Origin of the sequence: Arthrobacter sp. PL16 (assembly GCF_035985055.1) — a bacterium.
GTDB lineage: Bacteria > Actinomycetota > Actinomycetes > Actinomycetales > Micrococcaceae > Arthrobacter_D > Arthrobacter_D cheniae.
The window spans coordinates 97,225-115,527 of the sequence record NZ_JAXCIC010000006.1 but is presented as its reverse complement, the minus strand read 5'-3'; the positions used below and the strand labels follow the sequence as shown (position 1 = coordinate 115,527).

At 59.9% G+C, this 18,303-nt stretch carries 13 protein-coding genes; 7 read left to right on the top strand and 6 right to left on the bottom strand.

Going from position 1 to position 18,303, the window contains the following annotated elements; translation table 11 throughout:
* Nucleotides 1-55: 55 nt before the first annotated feature.
* Nucleotides 56-289: a DUF5956 family protein gene (locus RCH21_RS13010; protein WP_326964855.1), complete on the bottom strand. Its 234-nt coding sequence runs from the start codon at nucleotides 287-289 to the stop codon at nucleotides 56-58.
* Nucleotides 290-524: 235 nt separating this feature from the next.
* Between RCH21_RS13010 and RCH21_RS13005 the strand changes: the two genes are divergently transcribed.
* Together RCH21_RS13005 and RCH21_RS13000 are read left to right on the top strand one after the other, a co-directional pair.
* Nucleotides 525-2,039, top strand: coding sequence for a competence protein CoiA (locus RCH21_RS13005; RefSeq protein WP_326964740.1), 1,515 nt, complete (start codon nucleotides 525-527; stop codon nucleotides 2,037-2,039).
* A gap of 231 nt (nucleotides 2,040-2,270) precedes the next feature.
* The gene (locus RCH21_RS13000; protein WP_326964739.1) at nucleotides 2,271-2,909 is read left to right on the top strand and encodes a hypothetical protein; all 639 of its coding nucleotides are present in this window, start codon (nucleotides 2,271-2,273) and stop codon (nucleotides 2,907-2,909) included.
* A 468-nt stretch (nucleotides 2,910-3,377) separates the two neighbouring features.
* On the opposite strand, the gene RCH21_RS12995 is transcribed toward RCH21_RS13000, so the two are convergent.
* The 3 genes from RCH21_RS12995 to RCH21_RS12985 are packed head-to-tail and all read right to left on the bottom strand — an operon-like array spanning nucleotide 3,378 to nucleotide 5,414.
* Nucleotides 3,378-3,602 carry a DUF2188 domain-containing protein gene (locus tag RCH21_RS12995; RefSeq protein WP_326964738.1) on the bottom strand — a complete coding sequence of 75 codons (225 nt, stop codon included), beginning with the start codon at nucleotides 3,600-3,602 and terminating at the stop codon, nucleotides 3,378-3,380.
* A gap of 5 nt (nucleotides 3,603-3,607) precedes the next feature.
* Nucleotides 3,608-4,789 (bottom strand): helix-turn-helix domain-containing protein, encoded by a 1,182-nt coding sequence (locus tag RCH21_RS12990; protein ID WP_326964737.1) that lies wholly within the window; start codon nucleotides 4,787-4,789, stop codon nucleotides 3,608-3,610.
* Nucleotides 4,790-4,814: 25 nt separating this feature from the next.
* Entirely contained in the window at nucleotides 4,815-5,414 is a 600-nt protein-coding gene (locus RCH21_RS12985) for a hypothetical protein (RefSeq protein ID WP_326964736.1), read from the bottom strand.
* Nucleotides 5,415-6,372: 958 nt separating this feature from the next.
* On the opposite strand from RCH21_RS12985, the gene RCH21_RS12980 reads away from it, so the two are divergent.
* Nucleotides 6,373-9,486 carry a DUF3427 domain-containing protein gene (locus tag RCH21_RS12980; RefSeq protein ID WP_326964854.1) on the top strand — a complete coding sequence of 1,038 codons (3,114 nt, stop codon included), beginning with the start codon at nucleotides 6,373-6,375 and terminating at the stop codon, nucleotides 9,484-9,486.
* 250 nt (nucleotides 9,487-9,736) lie between these two features.
* On the opposite strand, the gene RCH21_RS12975 is transcribed toward RCH21_RS12980, so the two are convergent.
* Both RCH21_RS12975 and RCH21_RS12970 read right to left on the bottom strand, forming a co-directional pair.
* Complete coding sequence (locus RCH21_RS12975; protein ID WP_326964735.1) at nucleotides 9,737-11,194, bottom strand: hypothetical protein; 1,458 nt, start codon at nucleotides 11,192-11,194, stop codon at nucleotides 9,737-9,739.
* Nucleotides 11,187-12,197 carry a hypothetical protein gene (locus RCH21_RS12970; RefSeq protein ID WP_326964734.1) on the bottom strand — a complete coding sequence of 337 codons (1,011 nt, stop codon included), beginning with the start codon at nucleotides 12,195-12,197 and terminating at the stop codon, nucleotides 11,187-11,189. Before RCH21_RS12970 ends, RCH21_RS12975 begins: the two co-directional genes overlap by 8 nt.
* Nucleotides 12,198-12,517: 320 nt before the next feature.
* Between RCH21_RS12970 and RCH21_RS12965 the strand changes: the two genes are divergently transcribed.
* The 4 genes from RCH21_RS12965 to RCH21_RS12950 all read left to right on the top strand — a co-directional run bounded on the left by RCH21_RS12965 (nucleotide 12,518) and on the right by RCH21_RS12950 (nucleotide 18,259).
* Nucleotides 12,518-12,898, top strand: coding sequence for a LexA family protein (locus RCH21_RS12965; RefSeq protein WP_326964853.1), 381 nt, complete (start codon nucleotides 12,518-12,520; stop codon nucleotides 12,896-12,898).
* A 31-nt stretch (nucleotides 12,899-12,929) separates the two neighbouring features.
* A complete protein-coding gene (locus RCH21_RS12960) occupies nucleotides 12,930-13,469 on the top strand; it encodes a Y-family DNA polymerase (protein ID WP_326964733.1) in 540 nt (179 codons plus the stop codon).
* A 325-nt stretch (nucleotides 13,470-13,794) separates the two neighbouring features.
* Complete coding sequence (locus tag RCH21_RS12955) at nucleotides 13,795-15,900, top strand: GmrSD restriction endonuclease domain-containing protein (RefSeq protein ID WP_326964732.1); 2,106 nt, start codon at nucleotides 13,795-13,797, stop codon at nucleotides 15,898-15,900.
* Nucleotides 15,901-16,426: 526 nt separating this feature from the next.
* Nucleotides 16,427-18,259, top strand: coding sequence for a hybrid sensor histidine kinase/response regulator transcription factor (locus RCH21_RS12950; RefSeq protein ID WP_326964731.1), 1,833 nt, complete (start codon nucleotides 16,427-16,429; stop codon nucleotides 18,257-18,259).
* Nucleotides 18,260-18,303 lie beyond the last annotated feature (44 nt).

Below are 18,303 nucleotides of genomic sequence, written 5' to 3'. Positions count from 1 at the left end.
CGGCCCAGAGCGCTTCGTGTGACGTGCACGTTGTGAGTCGCCGAATGAACCAGGTTTAGCCCCGCGGTACCGGGGGAACACCCGCAACGGCGAGGTAGGCGTCGATGTCATCGTCGATGGACGCAAGGTCGGCGTCCCTGAGCATGCTCGGCTGTCGGACGTTGGCACCGTTGGTCATCACGAGCACCTCGGTATGCCGGTCATGCGCAGCAGCGGGCCTTCGACAGGGGTTAGCCGGCCCAGCGACCCAGGACACAAGCGCACCCCAACCGTTGGCTGTCGCCTCCACCCACCCTTCAGTGAAGACACCGCCGCCGTGTACTTGGTCCCAGGACTGTTCTGTCCCCACAACAGTTTGGTTGAAACAGCACACATCAACAGGCTCCGCCGCGCCCACGCTCGATTACTGCTCCGCGCTTTGGATAACCAACAACTAACCGGGCTACCCACTAAGCAATCGTCATTTCGTCGGTGCCCGTGGTTAGGGTGAGGCAACACTTTGCGCAGGTAATAAGGGGGAGCCAATGCCACTGGTGGCGTTTTTTGATGGACATCGAATCGAGTCGTACTTATCCACAGATGAGGACTGGGATCAGCTGAAAGGCGAGTACAAGAACCGGGTGCTTACCATGAAATGTGGCCTACCTGGGATACCGCGCAAATCCAAGCGAGGCCTCAAGCACTTCGCTCATAAGGCCGGAGATCTGTGTGGTCTCGTCGAATGCTGGGCTGAAACTCCAGAGCATCGCGCAGCCAAGACCCTCACCGCCCAGGCCGCCAGAGACGCCGGCTGGCAGGTTAGCGTCGAATGGAGCCCTGAAGGAGGAGCCTGGACAGCCGATGTCCTAGCAGAGCTCGACGGCCGGCGAATAGCTCTGGAGGTGCAGTGGTCACGCCAGGACGCTGAAGAGTTCCGGCACCGCCAGGAGCGATATGTTGCCGACGGCGTCGAGTGCTTCTGGTACGTCCACCGCCGGAATGCTGACGAGGCCAGGCGGTCCGGTGTACCGCACGTCGTGTTCGAGGGCGATAGAGATCCCTTCGACGTCACGGCAGCGAAGGCGTTCCAGCAACCCGAAGCGACCAGCCTCCACGCTCATGTCATTGCTCTCCTCCAGGGACTGCACCTTGACCGGATCCAGGCACAGACCACCTCGGTGATAGTTCAATATCTGAGCGACCGCTGTTTCGCATGTAAGCGACCATCGACGATTTGGAGGATCACCGCGGCGTCGCTTTTATCCCGGTGCCAGGAGACGGGTGGAGCCATCCGCACTGGCGCCCCATTGTGGGCGGCTGAGCGTATCGAGACCCTGATTGCTGGGGACATTGCAGCGGTTCTAGGCAAGGGAGGCCTTCCACAGCTGGCGCCACTACGGATGCACAAGTCGAAGCAAGCTGGAAAGACCTACCTGGCCTACGGCTGTGTTCATTGCCGGGCAGGGTTCTTTGGCGACGGCTTTCTCGAGCTGGAGGACCGCTGGCAGTCAGTGACAGTACCGGTGACAGCTTCCATTCCGCTCGGGGATGAACTTCTCACTCAGGTACACCTGTGCGCGGACAAGGGCTTCGGAACGTGTAGTCAGGACCGGCCTGATCTTCGCCAGCCACTGTTCGAGGGGTACATCACGGGCCAACACCGACGAACTCAGCCAACATATGAGACTGCAGCAGAGGTCTCGTTAGTAGGAACGGACATCTCAGCGCGAGACGCCGTGGCAATTATGGTCGGCCACCAGTACACGGAACATGAGGAATCAACATCTGGTATGTGGTCCTCGACCCGGAAGAAAGCGACGCCAAAGGAAGCCGTGACCGCTTCCTGCGATTGGTGCGAGAAGGAAATGCACCCCGAGCACGAGTGCCTCTGGCGTCGGCTCAGAGCTAAGTCGAACGTAGACCCCACTTCTCGGCATTGGTCAGACGGCGTCCATCACCGTATCGCGAGTGGAATCATTGCTGAAGAAGCGGGCACGGCCATGATGAAGAGATTCACTGAACGGGGCAAACCGATACTGCCCTCTCGAAGAACCAGGTGATGCTGTCGCAGACCTAGCCAGCCGATCATTCCTCTAGCCTCTTGCCCGAGTTATCCTGCGCAAGGGCCCGCTGAGTCGAAGGATTAGGGAAGGTTCCGCCAAGTATGAGAAGGAGGCTAAAGATGCCTTATTAGGTTGAGGCTTGCGGCACCAGTGAGTTCTGGGGTCTGGTCTCGCGTTCGACATCATGCAGCGAGGGTGGGTGGCTGATCGTAGAGGTAGGAAAACACCATGGATCGTCGCTCCGTCTTGAAGGGTTTTGTCTCATCGGCGATAGTCGGATGCTTCATGCTGGGCACAACCTCCTGTTCTCTTTTCATGAAACCCAGCGAAGTGGCTTCCAAAAAACTGCAGGACTTCTTGAATGCTGGGTACAGCGAGAAGACTGCGAACAACTTCAGCTTCATTAAAGATGCGTCTTTGACGGAAGTGCTAGCCATTTTTACTGAGCGGTTTTCCCACCTAACTGAGTTTATTGATATCAAATCAACGAAGCCAGAGGTTTTAGTTGCGGAGCTGAAGAACTTCACCATTGTGCGAGAATTATCGGCTCCAGCTGATATTCGTGTTGAGGTCGACGCAGAGAAAGTTGAATCTTTTTCAAGTCATATTAACGTTCCAGAAGGCGCGATCGCAATCTATTTCGACGACAACGTCAACCTTGTCAGCAGTGAGCCGCTCCATATCGCCTACACTCTCTTCACTCCGGACGACGACGACTGGGTCGTATCCCTCGGCATTACGCATAGATTGAGCTCATTTCACCGCAGCACTAGCTTGCGCATGGGCAACGGCCTTAGAGCCCGCGACACAGCTATGCGTCGCGCCTCGCATCAGCACACACGACGGCGCCAGAGCTACTCCCGATGAACCACCGTAGCCATGACCTCAGGGGGAGAAGCCACAGGCCTCGTTGAGGCGTCATTGCTCCGTCTCGATCGAAAACAGGTGCACCACCTCGACTGAGCTTGCGCCGACTCATATACATAGCTGGGGATGCCGGTAGCATCGCGGAGAGGCAGCCGGCTTGTCTTTGACCCCCTTCGGAACGGGGCCGGCCGCCTCCTCTCCTCCCTGCTTTGCCCCTACTTACGATGCGACGGGACTATTGAGCGGAGCGGGAGAAAGTGGCCGCGATGTTGGTGACATCCACCTGTGGGCGGGTGGAGCTCAAAGCCGTCCCACCTGTGGGTTGGCGGCTACCTCGTCCTCTTACACGACAGTCGTCCTGCAGAAGGATCGGCCAACGAACACGCGGGCACTACCTGTGCAGCGGAGAGGAACGTCGTGCCTCATCCACTTTAACTCGGCTCGGGTCGCTTGTCTGTCGGTTTGCAACTACCCCTTCGGCGGGTTGGGATCGCTTCCATAGGAGTTCTTTGCGCCAATCTGTCCGTTGATATTCCGGATTGTGTGCTCGACCCCACGATCACGGGCCATGTCACGCCCGACGGACTGCTGTTCTGCCTTCGAACCACCTGAGTGGGCGGCACGAGAGCTGCCCTCTACCTTCGACTTCCAGGCGCCGTCTTCGTTGTACGTGCTGATGTCACCTTTTGCCATACTTTTCACCTCCCCACCGTTCTTGATTTAGCCGACCCGGCGCGCTTGCGTTCGCGAACGGCGGCCAAGCTAACGAGGTCTGCGGAACTAGAGGCCTCGGGGCTCCAGTCCATCCAGGTGTGAAAGTACCTTCTATCCAAACCGCTACGCTGAGCGGCATCACCGACTAGGTCGGCTGAACCAGGGAACTGTTTGGCGATAGCGCGCTGTACCCAGACTGCGGATTCGTTCGCCACGGCGATGGGCTCTTGTTTGTTCCATTTGCGCGCCGAGATCTGTTTGTAGAGGCTTCGCGCTTGGTCGTCATCAATTACTCCGAGCTGTTGGAATCGGACCACGAACGCCTTGATCGAAAGACCCCATTTCTGCTTGAGGCTTGCGAGGTTGGAGAGAGTGACCCTCCCCCCTAAGGCAGCGAGATCATCAACTACAGCGTCGCCTGGGGCAAGAAAAGCCGACGCAAATCGGTGGGCTTCACGTTCCATTTTTGTCGCTGCCGCTGGGTTAGCTGGCTGAGGAGAAGCATGGTGCAGAACAAGATGACCGAGCTCATGAGCGACAGTGAATCGTTGGCGGTCACCTGGAACAGCGTGTTCTTGGTTTAAAGACGACCTACTCACGCGAAGGACGGGTACGTCATCCACCCGCATTGACATGCCAAGGTGGCGGCCAAGTTCACTGTCCATGGGAAGTACGAGGCAACCAAGTCGCTCTGCAGTTCGGATTGCGCTGTCGATGATCTCATGCCCAGATAGCCGTGCGCGGGTTCTGACCTCGGCAGCGAACCGTTCGATGGCATCGTCGTCGTTCAGATCTTCGTCGTAATAGAGGAGTGAGTCTGGCACGCGTTTAAGCGACAAGTCCTCTATCGCCTCAATAGCGGTAACGATGTCTGAGGACAGCGTGTCCACAAGCTTCTTCGGCGCGTCTGCATAGGCGCGTAGCAACGGTCGGGTCGTGACGGGTTCAGCTCGACTCCTAAGAAGGTAGGCCTCCGTGACGCCGAGAGTTTGCGCGAGTGGTCCGATGTGAGCTTGGGGAAGCGGAAGCGCCCCAGTCTCAATCATCGACACGGTACCGGAAGCGATCCCGATGCGATCAGCCAGTTCGACCTGACCGAGTCCAGACGCTAGGCGCAATCGCCGAACTCGATGTCCAACGCTTTGAATATCCATCACCTTATCCATGTGCTACGTCCGTTCGAGCACCCGATCATGCGGCGCCAGAAGCAGTCTCGTCAGATTCGCCCTCGTCGAATCCGGGAAGCTTGTCGTCGATCTCGGGCTCGAAGGAACCGTCCGTAATGGGGCTACGTCCTCCGAGGAGCACGGCAGGTCCAAGAACGAGTTCGCCAGGGTTGCCCTCTATTACCCCGTTGACTTTTGCGAGGAAAATGTCCCCTACCTGGCCAGAAACGAGGGTGTACCCGAGGACATAAGGTTCTTCTGCGAACAACGTGTCCTCATCGACATCTCCCCATGTAGAAGAGCTGTTCGCGACAACTTTGTAAGAACCGTCTGCTGTTACTTCCGCCTTCCTTAGGCGGACGAGACCAAAGGTTCGACCCAAGTCGACGCGGAACTGCTTTGCGCCGCCCGCTCCTGAGTCGAGATCGAAGCCCACCCGCGATGCACCAGCCATAAATGCTTCTGCAATAAGGTCACGGCTTAGCGAGGAACGGCTGCGACCAGACGCGTCAAACGCCGGATCTTGAGCAAGTGCCGAGTCAACGTTGTGGCCGCGCTCCTCGTAAACTTCTCGAATCTCGACCGCGACCCGCTCGAGCATCTCAGCGACGGCATCAGTAATCATGGACTGAGAATATTACGTCTCATGTCACAGTGTCAATCTCCGCCCCGACAGGAGAGGGTAGCAGCGAGCATAAAGCTCAAGTAACTCGCTCGTAGTGCTGCAATGAGCACCTGCACGAGAAACGACATACAAGTGTCTTGTATCCCATAAGTTGCGGCACGAGGGGATGAGACACTGCCCGTCGCCCGCCGTCATTGTTTCTTCGCTGTCTTGCTACCGTGTCTTCGCGTCATGGGCGAAACTTCCCGACAGGTCGGTTGGTTTCGAGACGACGTGCAGGGGAACGCTGACATAGTACAGACTGCGAGACCGGGAACCGTTGTGACTGGGGGACTCCCCAGTTCGGTCGCCGAGCAGTCAGTTCAGTCCAGCCGAAGGATCCCTTCCTAGGATGGGCCGGATGCCTCGGTGAGGACCACGCTGGGTCAGCATCTGCGGGGGCTACGGCCTCGGACCGTGGTCTCAGCAATGTGTCTCACCTCGGTTCCTTTCAACAGAGCAAGATACAGCCTTTGATGAGATCGATGGGACATTGAGGCGAAGAGTGTCAAGTAGGCGAGAGTTCGCACTTCGACGGGACACGGCGTGGCGCGGCAGTTAAGGCTCTTATGGTCCTAGGGGGGGGTGGATCGCCGGTGTCTTTCCGCTCCGCTGCGGTGCCAGCTCAAGCCATTGCGCAGGTTGAGGCTGAGTTGGCAGGGGTAAGTGACCGATTTCGAGTGCAGCGTGCCGGGTAGCAATAAGTGTCAGGTCAGCCAGCGCGAATGCCGGGTGTCAGTCACCTGGGCGCAACCTACGTCGATGGATTGGCTGTGACAACGTTGAATTGTGAAGCGCGTGTATTGCCCTGATGCGAGCGCCGCGTGTGCTTCGCCATACCTAGCTGCCGGTATTTGTCGCAGCACCGACTTACTCTGTAACGGTGGAGAAAATCGATGGGAGAGTATCGCAGCAGGAATTGGCCGAAGGGCTCTACGAGACGCTCGTTACTCGCTCGCTATCAGAGCGCTTAGTTGGTGTGCCTGAACTCGAAGCAACAGTTGAGCCGCTTAGCGAAAGCGATGCGCTTGTAGCCGTATCCCAGTACGTGGCCAGGGCGTTGAGTGTTGCGATGTCGAGAGCAGAGCCCGAAACCCGACTTGCGCTAGCCAATCAACTTTTAGAGGTACTTTCATCCAGCGATGTAATTGATCAGGGCCCGTCGCAACTCCTATCGTTACACAAGCCCGAGTCAGTGAAGCAGCGCGACCTCCGTCGGCCCGCGACGGCGCTCTCCGACTCAGCGCTCCTGACGAATGGCAGAGATGAACCGAACTTGGCGGCGGAGCTGCGGGCTGAGATGGAGTCCGCCAACACCGTCGACCTTCTCTGTGCCTTCGTTCGATGGACCGGGCTCAGGCTTCTCCACCCGGCTCTCGAGCGATTGACCGAGCGTGGGGTAAAGCTTCGCGTCATAACGACCACCTATATGGGCGCTACTGAACGCCGAGCGATTGACGAGTTGGTGAATCGATACGGCGCCGAGGTCAAGATCAGCTACGAATCGCAAGCGACGCGGTTGCATGCAAAAGCGTGGTTGTTCCGTCGCAACACCGGTTTTGACACGGCTTACGTGGGCAGCTCGAATTTGAGCAAGGCAGCTTTGGTCGACGGGCTGGAATGGAACGTGCGCCTCAGCTCCGTCGCCACGCCCGACCTACTCAAGAAGTTCGAGGTGACCTTCGATAGCTACTGGGCACAGCGCGCCTTCCAGCCCTACGACCCTGTGCGGGACGGCGACAAACTTGATGCGGCGCTCGAACGCAACGGTGGTCGACGCACCGGTGCATCAAAGACCGAAACTGGACTTGAGCTAGAGCCGTACCTGCACCAGATCGAGATGCTCGAGGATCTCGAGTCTGAACGACTTAAAGGTCACGCGCGAAACCTCATGGTTGCGGCAACCGGCACCGGCAAGACCGTGATCGCCGCTCTTGATTATCAGCGCCTCTGCGAAGCAGCGGGCCGGCGCCTCAAGCTGCTCTTCGTGGCGCACCGACGGGAGATTCTAAAGCAAGCGCTAAGTACCTATCGCACCGTGATGCAGGACGGCGCGTTTGGCGAGCTCTACGTGGGAGACAACAAGCCAACGCAATGGAACCACGTCTTCGCGTCGGTGCAATCGCTCGCCTCACGCGGAATCGAAACGCTGGAATCAGATTCCTTCGACGTCGTCGTTATTGACGAATTCCACCATGCCATGGCGCCAAGCTATCGCCGTCTCATCAACCATCTCCGCCCGCAGCAGTTGCTCGGTTTGACGGCCACTCCTGAACGGGGCGACGGCGTGGACGTGGCTCAACAGTTCTTCAATGGTCGGACTGCAAGCGAGCTTCGCCTCTGGGATGCTTTGGACGCTGACCTCCTGGTGCCGTTTCACTACTTCGGAGTGTCAGACGACGTCGACCTCAGTCAGCTGGAATGGAAGCGCGGCAACTACGACGTTGGGCAACTCAACCGCCTCTACACCGGTAACGACGCCCGCGCGGCGAAGGTGATTCGAGAATTGCGCGACAAGGTCACCAATACCGATGACATGCGCGCGCTTGGGTTCTGCGTATCAGTTCAGCACGCGCACTACATGGCGGAGGTCTTCAACCGGGCGGGGATTCGCTCGCTTGCTGTCGATGGTGGTACCGACGAGGCAGCGCGAGCGCTCGCCCTCGCGCTGTTGCGAGACTCCACGATCAACTGTCTCTTCACCGTTGATCTTTTCAACGAGGGCCTCGACCTACCGCAGGTGGACACGGTGCTCCTCCTGCGTCCCACCCAGAGCTCGACAGTTTTCCTCCAGCAACTCGGCCGTGGACTTAGGAGAGCCGAAGGGAAGTCCGTACTCACTGTGTTGGACTTCATTGGCCAACAACGCCGTGAGTTCCGGTTCGACCTCCGGTACAGAGCCCTCACCGGTTACGGGCGGAAGCAACTTGAGAAAGCTGTGGAGGACGAGTTCCCATACCTTCCGTCTGGATCGCAGATCATCCTCGATCGTGTTGCTCAGAAGGTCGTCCTCGACAACATCAGGTCTCAGCTGCGGTTCAATCGGTCGCAACTCGTTCAGGACATCGCCTCCTACGGCGGGACGAACTTGGCTTCCTATCTCGAGAAGTCCGGCAATGACCTGAAGCAGCTGTATCGGAACACAAAGGACTCCTGGACCGGCCACCTACGCCAGGCAGGCTTGATCGGCTCTCTCGCGGAAGCTGGTACGGGTCAGCAAATCCTCGAACTCACTAATCAGAACGAGCGAAAGCTCCTCGATCGGATGGTGCGCTTCCTGCACGTCGATGATCCCGAGCGCGGAAAGGCGTATGCGGAGCTCGTTGATCCGGAGTGCCCGCCCTACGCTGAGCTCGGTCTGCGCGAGCAGACCTTCGCGCGGATGCTGTTCTACACGCTGTGGAACGATGGCGGCGGATTCAGCACGTACGACGCCGGCCTCAATCACCTTCGCCAATACCGTTTCGTGTGCAGCGAGATTCGGCAGTTGATTGAGCTTGGGGTGGCGACATCGCGGCACGCGGGCAAGGGCCTCGGCTTCGGGTTGCAGCACGTTCCACTGCTGTCACATGCGACCTACCGCCGAGCGGAGGTACTTGCAGCTCTCGGTTATGGCTCGCTGGAATCAGGCAAGAACGTGCAGCACCGCGAGGGCGTTGCCTGGTGTCCCCAAACCTCGACGGACGCCTTCTTCGTAACGCTCAACAAGGACGACAAAAATCATTCAGCGTCGACGATGTACAAGGACTATGCAATCAGTCCGGAGTTGTTCCACTGGGAATCTCAGAACGCAACGTCGCACTCAAGCCCGACCGGGCAGCGGTACCTCGACCGGAAGGGACATGGTTCTCACGTTCTGATCTTCACGCGGCCCACTGCAGAGGACGAGACCGGGCTTGCTGTGCCGTACACCTGCTTGGGTGCGGTGGATTATGTGCAGCATTCGGGGGAGAAGCCGATTGCCATCACTTGGAAGCTGCACCGGCCCATGCCGGCCGACGTCTATGTGGAGGCGGCCGCGGTGGCGCAGTAGCCGCTTAGCACGACGAGGGCAGCCGTCAGTGAAGATCACCCGCCTCAATCTGGCCGCAGACTGGTGAAGGACGAATCTTCCATGCGAACCTGACGAACCTCATAAGCCATCGTTATGCGGGCCCACCGCATGTTTGCCCGATAGGGAGTCGTGCACGGGCACCAAGTCTCCTAACAGCGGGCGCGAAGCATGCGGCGTGTTTGGGCCTGGTTGTGTACGGTACTAACCGCTTGAGAGGAACTTAGCGACACTAGTCGAGGAAGTAGGCAGAGACTTTTGCCTCGGAGTTCAGGATTTCGTCTGTTGGGACGCCGAGTTGTCGTGCGAGCTCGGCTGATCCGAGAAGTGCTATCTGCATGTCAGGTGAGAAGGCCCGTTCGAGCAGTCCGAGATAGTTGGACATGCTCTCGTCCAGCTTCTGTACGAGTTCCTGGTGCTCGGTGGTGAGTTGCTCGTCGAGGACACGTTGCTCGTCCAGGTAGCGCTCAATAAGCTCAGACTCTCGCTTGGTGAGGGACGAGGCGACCGTCCTGTTCATGATGGTTCCCACTGTGTTGCCGATGACGGCACCTAGTACGGGAACAGGGATGACCGCCTGACCGACGAAGGAGGACAGCGCACTCACAGCGGCCTCCAAGGACAGGAGCTCAGCGTTTTCGATGAACTCGAGCTCGTCGATCTCACCGCGGCGGAGCTTGTTCGCCTGATCCGCAATGCTAAAGGACGCGGTGACGACTGAGCTGGCGGCCGCGGCTGACGTGGCCGTGAAGTTCGTCAACGCATAGATGCTGGAGCCCCGGATCCCACCTCTACCAAAGCTCAGACCGGTTTCGCCTGCGATGTCGAGCCAGTCCTGCTGACTGAACTCTCGAAGCTGCTTCCCTTCCCGCTTCTTGGCGACCACGGCCAGCACGAAAGCCGTCCCGCCCTCGACTGCGGCGGCTGTAAGGGTCGCTGACGCTCCTTGTCGCAAAGTCGGCAGGCTCTTCTGATATGCGTTGTCGCGCTGGGACTGATCGGTGGAACGGAGCGAGTTTTCCTCGGCCTCCATGGTGGACTCGTAGACGCCCTTTTGAACTTGACGGTACTCAAGCGTCGAGGGCTCGAGCGATTCCAGGTCGATCGAGCCCTGCCGGAAGAACGCGTCGATCCGTCGCCAGTCCGTGAAGGACGGCCCGTCGCCGCTGCGCGACAGCTTTCCTGCTTCCTCCGGTGACATGGCGCGCAGCCGTTCGACCACCTCGAAGTGATCACGGGGAATCTGGTACTTCCCGCCGTTTTTCACGTAGTCGGGGTACTTCTCAAGGTGCTCGGCGATTGCTCCCAGTGAGAAGCGACCTCCGGATGCGACGAATTTCTGCTGGATGTCCACACCGCTGCGAACGAGGTCTACGGGTCCGTTGTCGTTGACCCACTGGTAGACAGAATCTTGGCCGAGGATCTGCTTGCGGGCATTGCCGATGCCCACTTCCGCAAGCTCCGCGATGAAGCCGTGCATGCCGTGCTGGCCTCCGCGATTGGAGGTGACCACCTCGAGACTGATCCTCTTGGTAGCTTCATCGACGCTGCTCAGTGCGTTCAGGAGGTTCTCGTCCTGCTGTCTGAACGAGTTCAGTAGCTGGTCAATGCGTACCTGGTTGAGATAGTTGACCCAGGAGGCAACTGCCTGCTCCTGGTTGCTCTTGATGAATTTCGTAAAGTCATTCATCAACGACGACCCACTCGACACGCTTCGACAGCAGGGCCGCGCACGACTTCGTGTTGTTCACCAGGACCGCCAGGCTGTCCTGCTGGGACGTCGAAAGCGACCTGAAGTCAGCGCCAAAGCACGCTAGCGCTCCGACGTAAGAGCCCATCAGCTCGACGCGAAGCACCGTTGTCTTTTGAAGGAGATCATCAATCTGAGCGTCGCCGCCCTTGACCGACGCGATGTTCCGCTTCAGCGCAGCCAGCGCTTCCTGCTTTGCCTCTCGAGTTTCTAACTTCTTCTTCGAGAGCAATGCGATTGACGCAAGGAGGGAAGCTCCTGCGACGGTCCATCCAACAGGGCCTGCTAGTGCCAGCAGGGCGCCGCCTGCAGCAGTGCCTCCACCTCCAGCGGCCAGGGCGCCGCCGCCCAGCCATGCGAGAGCGGCGTTGCTCGCGGCCGCCCCGGAGAGAGTGGAAATCGCGGTACCAGTGGACGCGGCACCGAAAGTAGTGGCAACCCACATGGCAGCCGTAGGGGCCACGCTCACGACTGCAGCTCCCGTTGCGAAGCCGGCGCCGGCGCCGGCAGCAGAACGCTTCGCAGCTTCGAGATCCTTCCGGGCGAACTCCTCCGCATCCAGGAACTGGGCTCTTTGGCCGTCGATCTCACCTAGTGAGGCCTCGAACGACTTCGGCGTGTTCGCGATGCTGTTTACCAGCAATTCGACGAGCTCGATCAGGTCCGCCGACCGTTCGCGCTGGCGCAGGAGTGTATCTCCCTTGTCGCTCATCTCGGTGAAGGCTGCGTTGTACTGCGCTATGACCTCTTCGTAGGGGTCTGCTGCCTTCGCGGCCAGTTTCTCGACTTTGTCTTTGGCGGCTTCTGTAGCGTCTTTGGCAGTCTGCTTGACGCTTCCAGCCTGCTCGACGATGTGAGTGGAAGCGCCTCGCAGGGCCCTACCGATGCCCTCTTTGGCGTTGCTGACGTCGAAATGTGCAGCCATCTGTTTTCCCAACTCCATTGCCCGTCGTTCCTAGGAAGAGAGTATCGACTGTGAGTGACACCGTTCACATTCAGCCGCGGGATTACCCGAGGCAAATTCAGGAAAGCACGGGACTGGGGCTGAAAGTGTCGAACATCAAGCCGCCTCAGCATAAACACTTCGTATATGAGCGGGCATCAGGTGTCAGCGGGGACGTCTAGGATCAGGTGCTTGGGCTGGGGCAGCTCTACAGAGCAGGCAGACATAGCAAGGGGGAGGTGCGCGGCTACATGGACGAGTTCGGCGCCTCGGGCACGGCACTAGGCCGCCCGACTCCGGCTGCTGCTCGTACGGAGCTGATGCCGTCAGGCTTCGCGTCTCCCGCCCAGGACTGGTTCGAGGACCGGATCGACCTCAACAGGCATCTCATCCCAGACGTCACCAGCACCTACATCGTGCGGGTCGCAGGTCACGCGATGGACGGTGCAGGCATCTCCGATGGCGACGAGCTGATTGTCGACCGTGCCCTGCAGCCCAAGGACGGATCCGTGGTCATCGCTGTTTTCGATGGCGAACTCATCATCCGGCGGTTACGAGTCACGAACCCTGATGCCAGCTCACGTGCCTCGAGCACAATCACGCTCATCGCAGCCAGCGACGCCTACCCGGTCATTCCTGTTCCGGATCCGGAGAGCTTGGTCATCTGGGGTGTGGCGACCAGGTGCCTGCATCATGTCTGAGCCGGATTCATCGATCCGATCTCCTGCTTCCATGAGCTCGAGTGTCGCCCTGGTCGACGTCAACAATTTCTATGTCTCCTCCGAGCGGGCCTTCGACCCGTCTCTGGAGGGCAAGCCCCTGGTCGTGTTGTCCAACAACGACGGGTGCGTGATCACCCGCAGCGCTGAAGCGAAGGCTTTGGGCATCCCGATGGGTGCGCCGTGGTTCCAGATCGCCGAACAGGCGAAGGCATGGGGATTGCAGGTCCGCTCCAGTAACTACGAGCTGTACGGGGATATGAGTGCGCGCGTGATGGAAGTCCTCGGCCGGCACACCACCAACCTCGAGATCTACAGCATCGACGAAGCGTTCCTGACCCTCGGCGGCGATCACCCGGAGCAACACACCACCGGCAGGACCATCAAGATGACCGTGCAACGCAACACCGGGCTTCCCGTCTGCGTGGCATCGCCCACCAAAACCCTCGCAAAGCTCGCCAACCGGTGGGCCAAGGGCAACACCCGGTTCGATGGCGTCTGCCACTGGAGCTCATACCGGCCGAGCAGCGTGAAGCGCTCCTGCGCAAACTGAAAGTCACCGACATCTGAGGGGTCGGTGCTAAAACTCTGCGCGCCTGAACATCCTGGGCATCGACTCGGGGTGGGACCTGAGTACAGCCGATCCGGTACTGATCCGCAAACGGTTCTCGGTGTCGTTTAGCCGCGCGCTTATTTAGTATTCCGTCGGTGCTAGTTTCCTTCACTCAGTAAGTTTTAGTGCCGCGGGCGGCACTCATCGCGCATGATCATGAGCGGCTCTCCAGGATCCGGATCTAGGCCTTTGGTGAAGGTCTTGTGAGAACCGACCCTCTTCGTGCGCAGAAAGCTTGCTGGACGTTTCCGGTAGGTTTATATTCGTGGAGACTTTCAAGCGGACACCGCTGCAGCTGTTCAATCTGCCGCAGAATTTTGTAATCCCCCTATTCCAGCGTCCCTACGTTTGGAAAGAGGCTGAGCAGTGGGAACCACTGTGGAAGGACATACGGCGCGTCGCGGAACTCCGGATGGCTGAGCCGCATCTTAACGCCACACACTTTCTCGGGGCCGTCGTGATCCAGTCCCACGAGGCTCAGAGCAGGCGCCTGACAACTTGGAACGTGATCGACGGCCAGCAGCGGCTAACTACCCTGCAAGTGCTCGCCGATGCAACCCGCTCCTTTCTCGCGCAGGCTGACCTATCGAAGCTCGCCGGTCAGCTCGAAGACCTGACCCACAACTCCGACAAGTATGTAGAAGACGGTGACAGTCCTCTCAAGCTCCGCCACCTGAACAAGGACCGGGAGCCTTTCGACGAACTTATGGCGGCAGACTCGCCTATCGACTACGAGGATCTCTCACACTCGGATTCACAGATCGTGGCCGCGCACCAGTACTTCTCTACTGTTGTTGAGCAATGGCTCGGGACGCAGGACGTTGATGGTTTCACGGCCAGAGCCAAAGAGCTGACCAACGTACTCCTGGACGGTCTGCAGCTTGTGTCGATCGAGCTGGAGGCAGCAGAGAACTCACAGGAAATCTTCGAGACCCTCAACGCGCGAGGGACGCCCTTGACCGCTGCCGATTTGGTGCGCAACTTTGTGTTTCAGCGCCTCGACGGTGAGGGCGGAGACACGAAAAAGGCGTACCGCGAGGACTGGCCCTTCGATACGAAGTTTTGGATGCGAGAGGTGAGCGTTGGTCGAAATCTAGTCAGCCGCAGTTCTCTCTTTCTCAACCAGTGGTTGGTGGCGAGGACTGGGGAAGAAGTCAGTCCGCAGGCTACCTTCAACCGGTTCAAGTCATGGGTAGAACTGGAATCGGGTCAGAAGATGGCCGCCTTGCTGCCGACGATCAAGCATCAAGCCCAGCAGTATCAGGCATGGACGGAGAACGCAACGCAACCTGGCGGGTCTTTCGATTCGGTGGTTATGGCCTTTTATCGGATGCGAGCTAGCGGCGTCGAGGTCTTGAAGCCGTTGTTGATTTGGCTGTACGAACCGGGGCGGAACCTTCCACAGGAGGCCATTGACAGAATTGTTCGGGCTGCCGAAAGTTGGGTATACCGTCGCCAGATGCTCCGCTTGTCGGGCAGCGATTTGGGACGTATCGTCGCCGACGTTATTGCGGCCAGCATAGGCGCCTCCGCTAGCGAGGTCCCGGAGCGAGTGATCGGTCATTTAGCTCGCCTTAATGTCACCAGCACCTATTGGCCCGGGGACGAAGAAGTCCGGCTAACCCTAGGCACAGAGGCGGTGTACTTACGTTTCCCGCGAGGCAGGCTGCGTATGTTTCTCGAGGCCATCGAGGACCACTTTCGAGCCGAAACCGGTCAGCCGCGGGTTGAGCGTAAGGGGTACCCAATCGAGCACATCCTGCCGCGTAACTGGAAGGACACCTGGCCGGTAGAGACCCCGGAGGCTGACGAGGCACGCCAGGCAAGGGTGCACCAGCTGGGGAACCTTACCCTTCTGACGAAGTCATTAAACTCTAAGATATCTAACGGGCCCTGGTCAGCCAAGCGCGCAGCCCTCCTGCAGCACAACACTATTACGCTCACCGGCCGGATCGTAAGCAAGACGGAGCACCACGACTGGGACGAGTCGCTCATCGACAATCGCGCCGCAGAACTGATTAACGCCATTCTCGATATCTGGCCCGTGCCTGAGGGTCATCTCGGCAAAGTCATAGATCCTCAGACGAAAGCTGGGGATTGGGTCGAGCTCAAACACCTGATCGCGGCCGGGCTTCTGGGAAGAGGCGACACGTTATTGGCGACCCACAGGGACTTCAAGGGTAGAGAAGCGGTGCTGACGGCCGATGGGGCGATTGAGCTTGATGGAAAGCGATACACGTCGCCGTCTGCGGCCGGGCACGCCTTACGGAAGAAGGCGACGAACGGCTGGTACTTCTGGGCTGTGGAAGACGGGCGACGCCTCCGTGACGTCCGCGCCCAGTTCCAGAACATGAATCGTCATTCCGACTGATTGCTTTCGTCCGCGATAGCCGTCGATGCCGCATCAATGACACGTTGTCGCGCTGGGACCTGTCCAAACTACTTGGCCCGGAAAGTGGGATCTACGGCCGGCGGCGCGGGCATGAGATTGCATCGGAGCGAAGCTGTTACTCCACTAGTGCGCAAGGGTTATTCGGTTACGGAACGTAGTGGAGCTCCGTTTCAATGTCTCAGGACATTCTTCAATTTTGGATGGCTTCAACCAAAGCGGGGCTGGAGCGCCCTGGCTGTAAGGACAACTTGGGTTCTCTACTGGTTTTCCGTTGGCGGCCCGGTATCCTCCACCCCGAGCCCAGCGTCGCGCCGGCCAAAGGAGACAGGTGCCGCAAATGCAGCAGCCTCAGAAACCCGACGGAGCTCGATAACGCATTACGGGCCCATGAACGGTCCCGATCGGTAGAGGACGCAGCCGAAGGCAGTCGAAGCTAGTGCACGGCCCGCTATCCTGAAGGCCCGTGTGCAGCGTCGCGCCGGGTTGCAGGAGACAGGTGCCGTACATGCCGCAGGTTCCCACGCCGAACCAGATCCAGATTCAGACCCGCCCAAGTGAGACCCCACTCTCCGAGCTCGACCGCATCACCGAACTCGCCGGCGACCTCGCCGGTCAGTTCGAACTGGTACCGCTCCTCGAGCGCGTGCTCGGACACGCCGTCGCACTCCTCGACTGCGAGAGTGGCTCCATCTCGATAGTCCACGAAGCTGAGGGGTACTACCGCAAGGAAGTGGATCAGGGCGTCGGTTGCCACCAGGGTCAGACCTTTCCACTGACCGAGGGTTTGACCGGCCAGATCGTCGCCACCCACGGAACGGTCATCCTCGACCGCTACGCCTCCGTGCCCAGGGGCCACATAGACCCAACGGATCCTCGGTGGGGGAGCGCCGTCATCGGGGTGCCCATTGCGTGGGACGGCGCCATCATCGGCACCTTCGCCATCTTCAGTGATGGCCCGGGCCGCATCTTCACGGCAGCAGACGCCTCCCTCGTGGAGCTCTTCGCCAATCATGCCGCGATTGCCATCATGAACTCCAGGCTCCACCAGGCCGCTGCGGCGAAGGCGCGTGAGGCGGCCGTCGCGGGTGAACGCGAACGGGCCGTTCAGGGCGTCCACGAGACTATCAGCCGGTCCCTTGGCTCGCTCCTGCTGCATCTCGACCGGGCCGATAGGGCCACGCCGGGCGGATCGCCCTCCATCCAGCACATCGACTCGGCCCGTGTCCTCGCCCATGAAGCCCTTTTCGAGACCCGACGCTCCGTGCTGGGCCTCGCGCCGTCGAGCCTCGCCGGCAGCACCCTCAAAGAAGCCGTGCGCCAGGAACTGGACCGCGTCGACAGTAGCTACCCCATCGATCTGACGCTCCTCGTGACCGGCGAACCACACGAACTGGCACCCGTCGTCGCGCACCAGCTCTTCATGGTCATCCAGGAAGCTGTAGCCAACGTCGTCGCCCATGCCCGAGCCACCTCGTGCCGAGTAGGCATCTTCTACGAGGAAGCAGGTTTGACCGTCGTAGTCGAGGACAACGGGCGCGGCTTCGAGCGACCGGACATCGAGAGCGACATAGGAAGCGTGCAGGGCAGCCGACTCGGCCTCCACGGCATGGTGGCCCGGGCACACTACCTACGGGGCGAGCTTTATATCGATTCGACCCCGGGCTGGGGGACCAGCATCCGCGCGCAGGCGCCCTACTCCAACGGCGATGCCTCCCGAGACCGCTGGAAGGTCCTCGTCGCCTGCGCCCAGCCGCTCGTCCGGGCCGGGCTCGTCCGGCTGCTGGAAACTTCCGAGCCATCTGTCCAGGTGCTCGGTGAACTCGCCACCGTCGAGGACCTCACCGACGCGGTGTCCCTGCTGCAGCCGGACATGATCGTCCTCGACGAGCATCTGCTCGACCAGTACGCCGAGGCCCGCGCGACCAATGGGGATAGCATCGAGCGGCCCGTGGTCGCCGTCGTCGACCATCCGACCGACGAGCAACTGGCGGCCGCGGCGTCGTCGGGAGTGCGTGGTTTCCTCTCGCTGTCCTCGACGCCCGCGGAGGTGGCGCGCGTCGTCGTCGCCGCCGCCCGGGGTGACGCCCTGCTGGACGGGGCGATCTTCACCCGACTCGCCGAGACGAGGCAGACCGCCGAGCCGACGTCGACAGCCGCCCACCTGACGGTCCGCGAACTCGAGGTGCGCGATCTGCTGGCCGAGGGGCTGGCGGACAAGCAGATCGCCACGCGTCTCGGGATCTCCGTCAAGACGGTGGAGAAGCACGTGGGCGCGATGCTCCGGAAGACCGGAGCCCGGAACCGCACCATGCTAGTGGGGCTGCGGCACCAGCATTAGGCGACTGCGAACTCCACGTAGGCCCCGGCGCCCGGCCTCAGCCT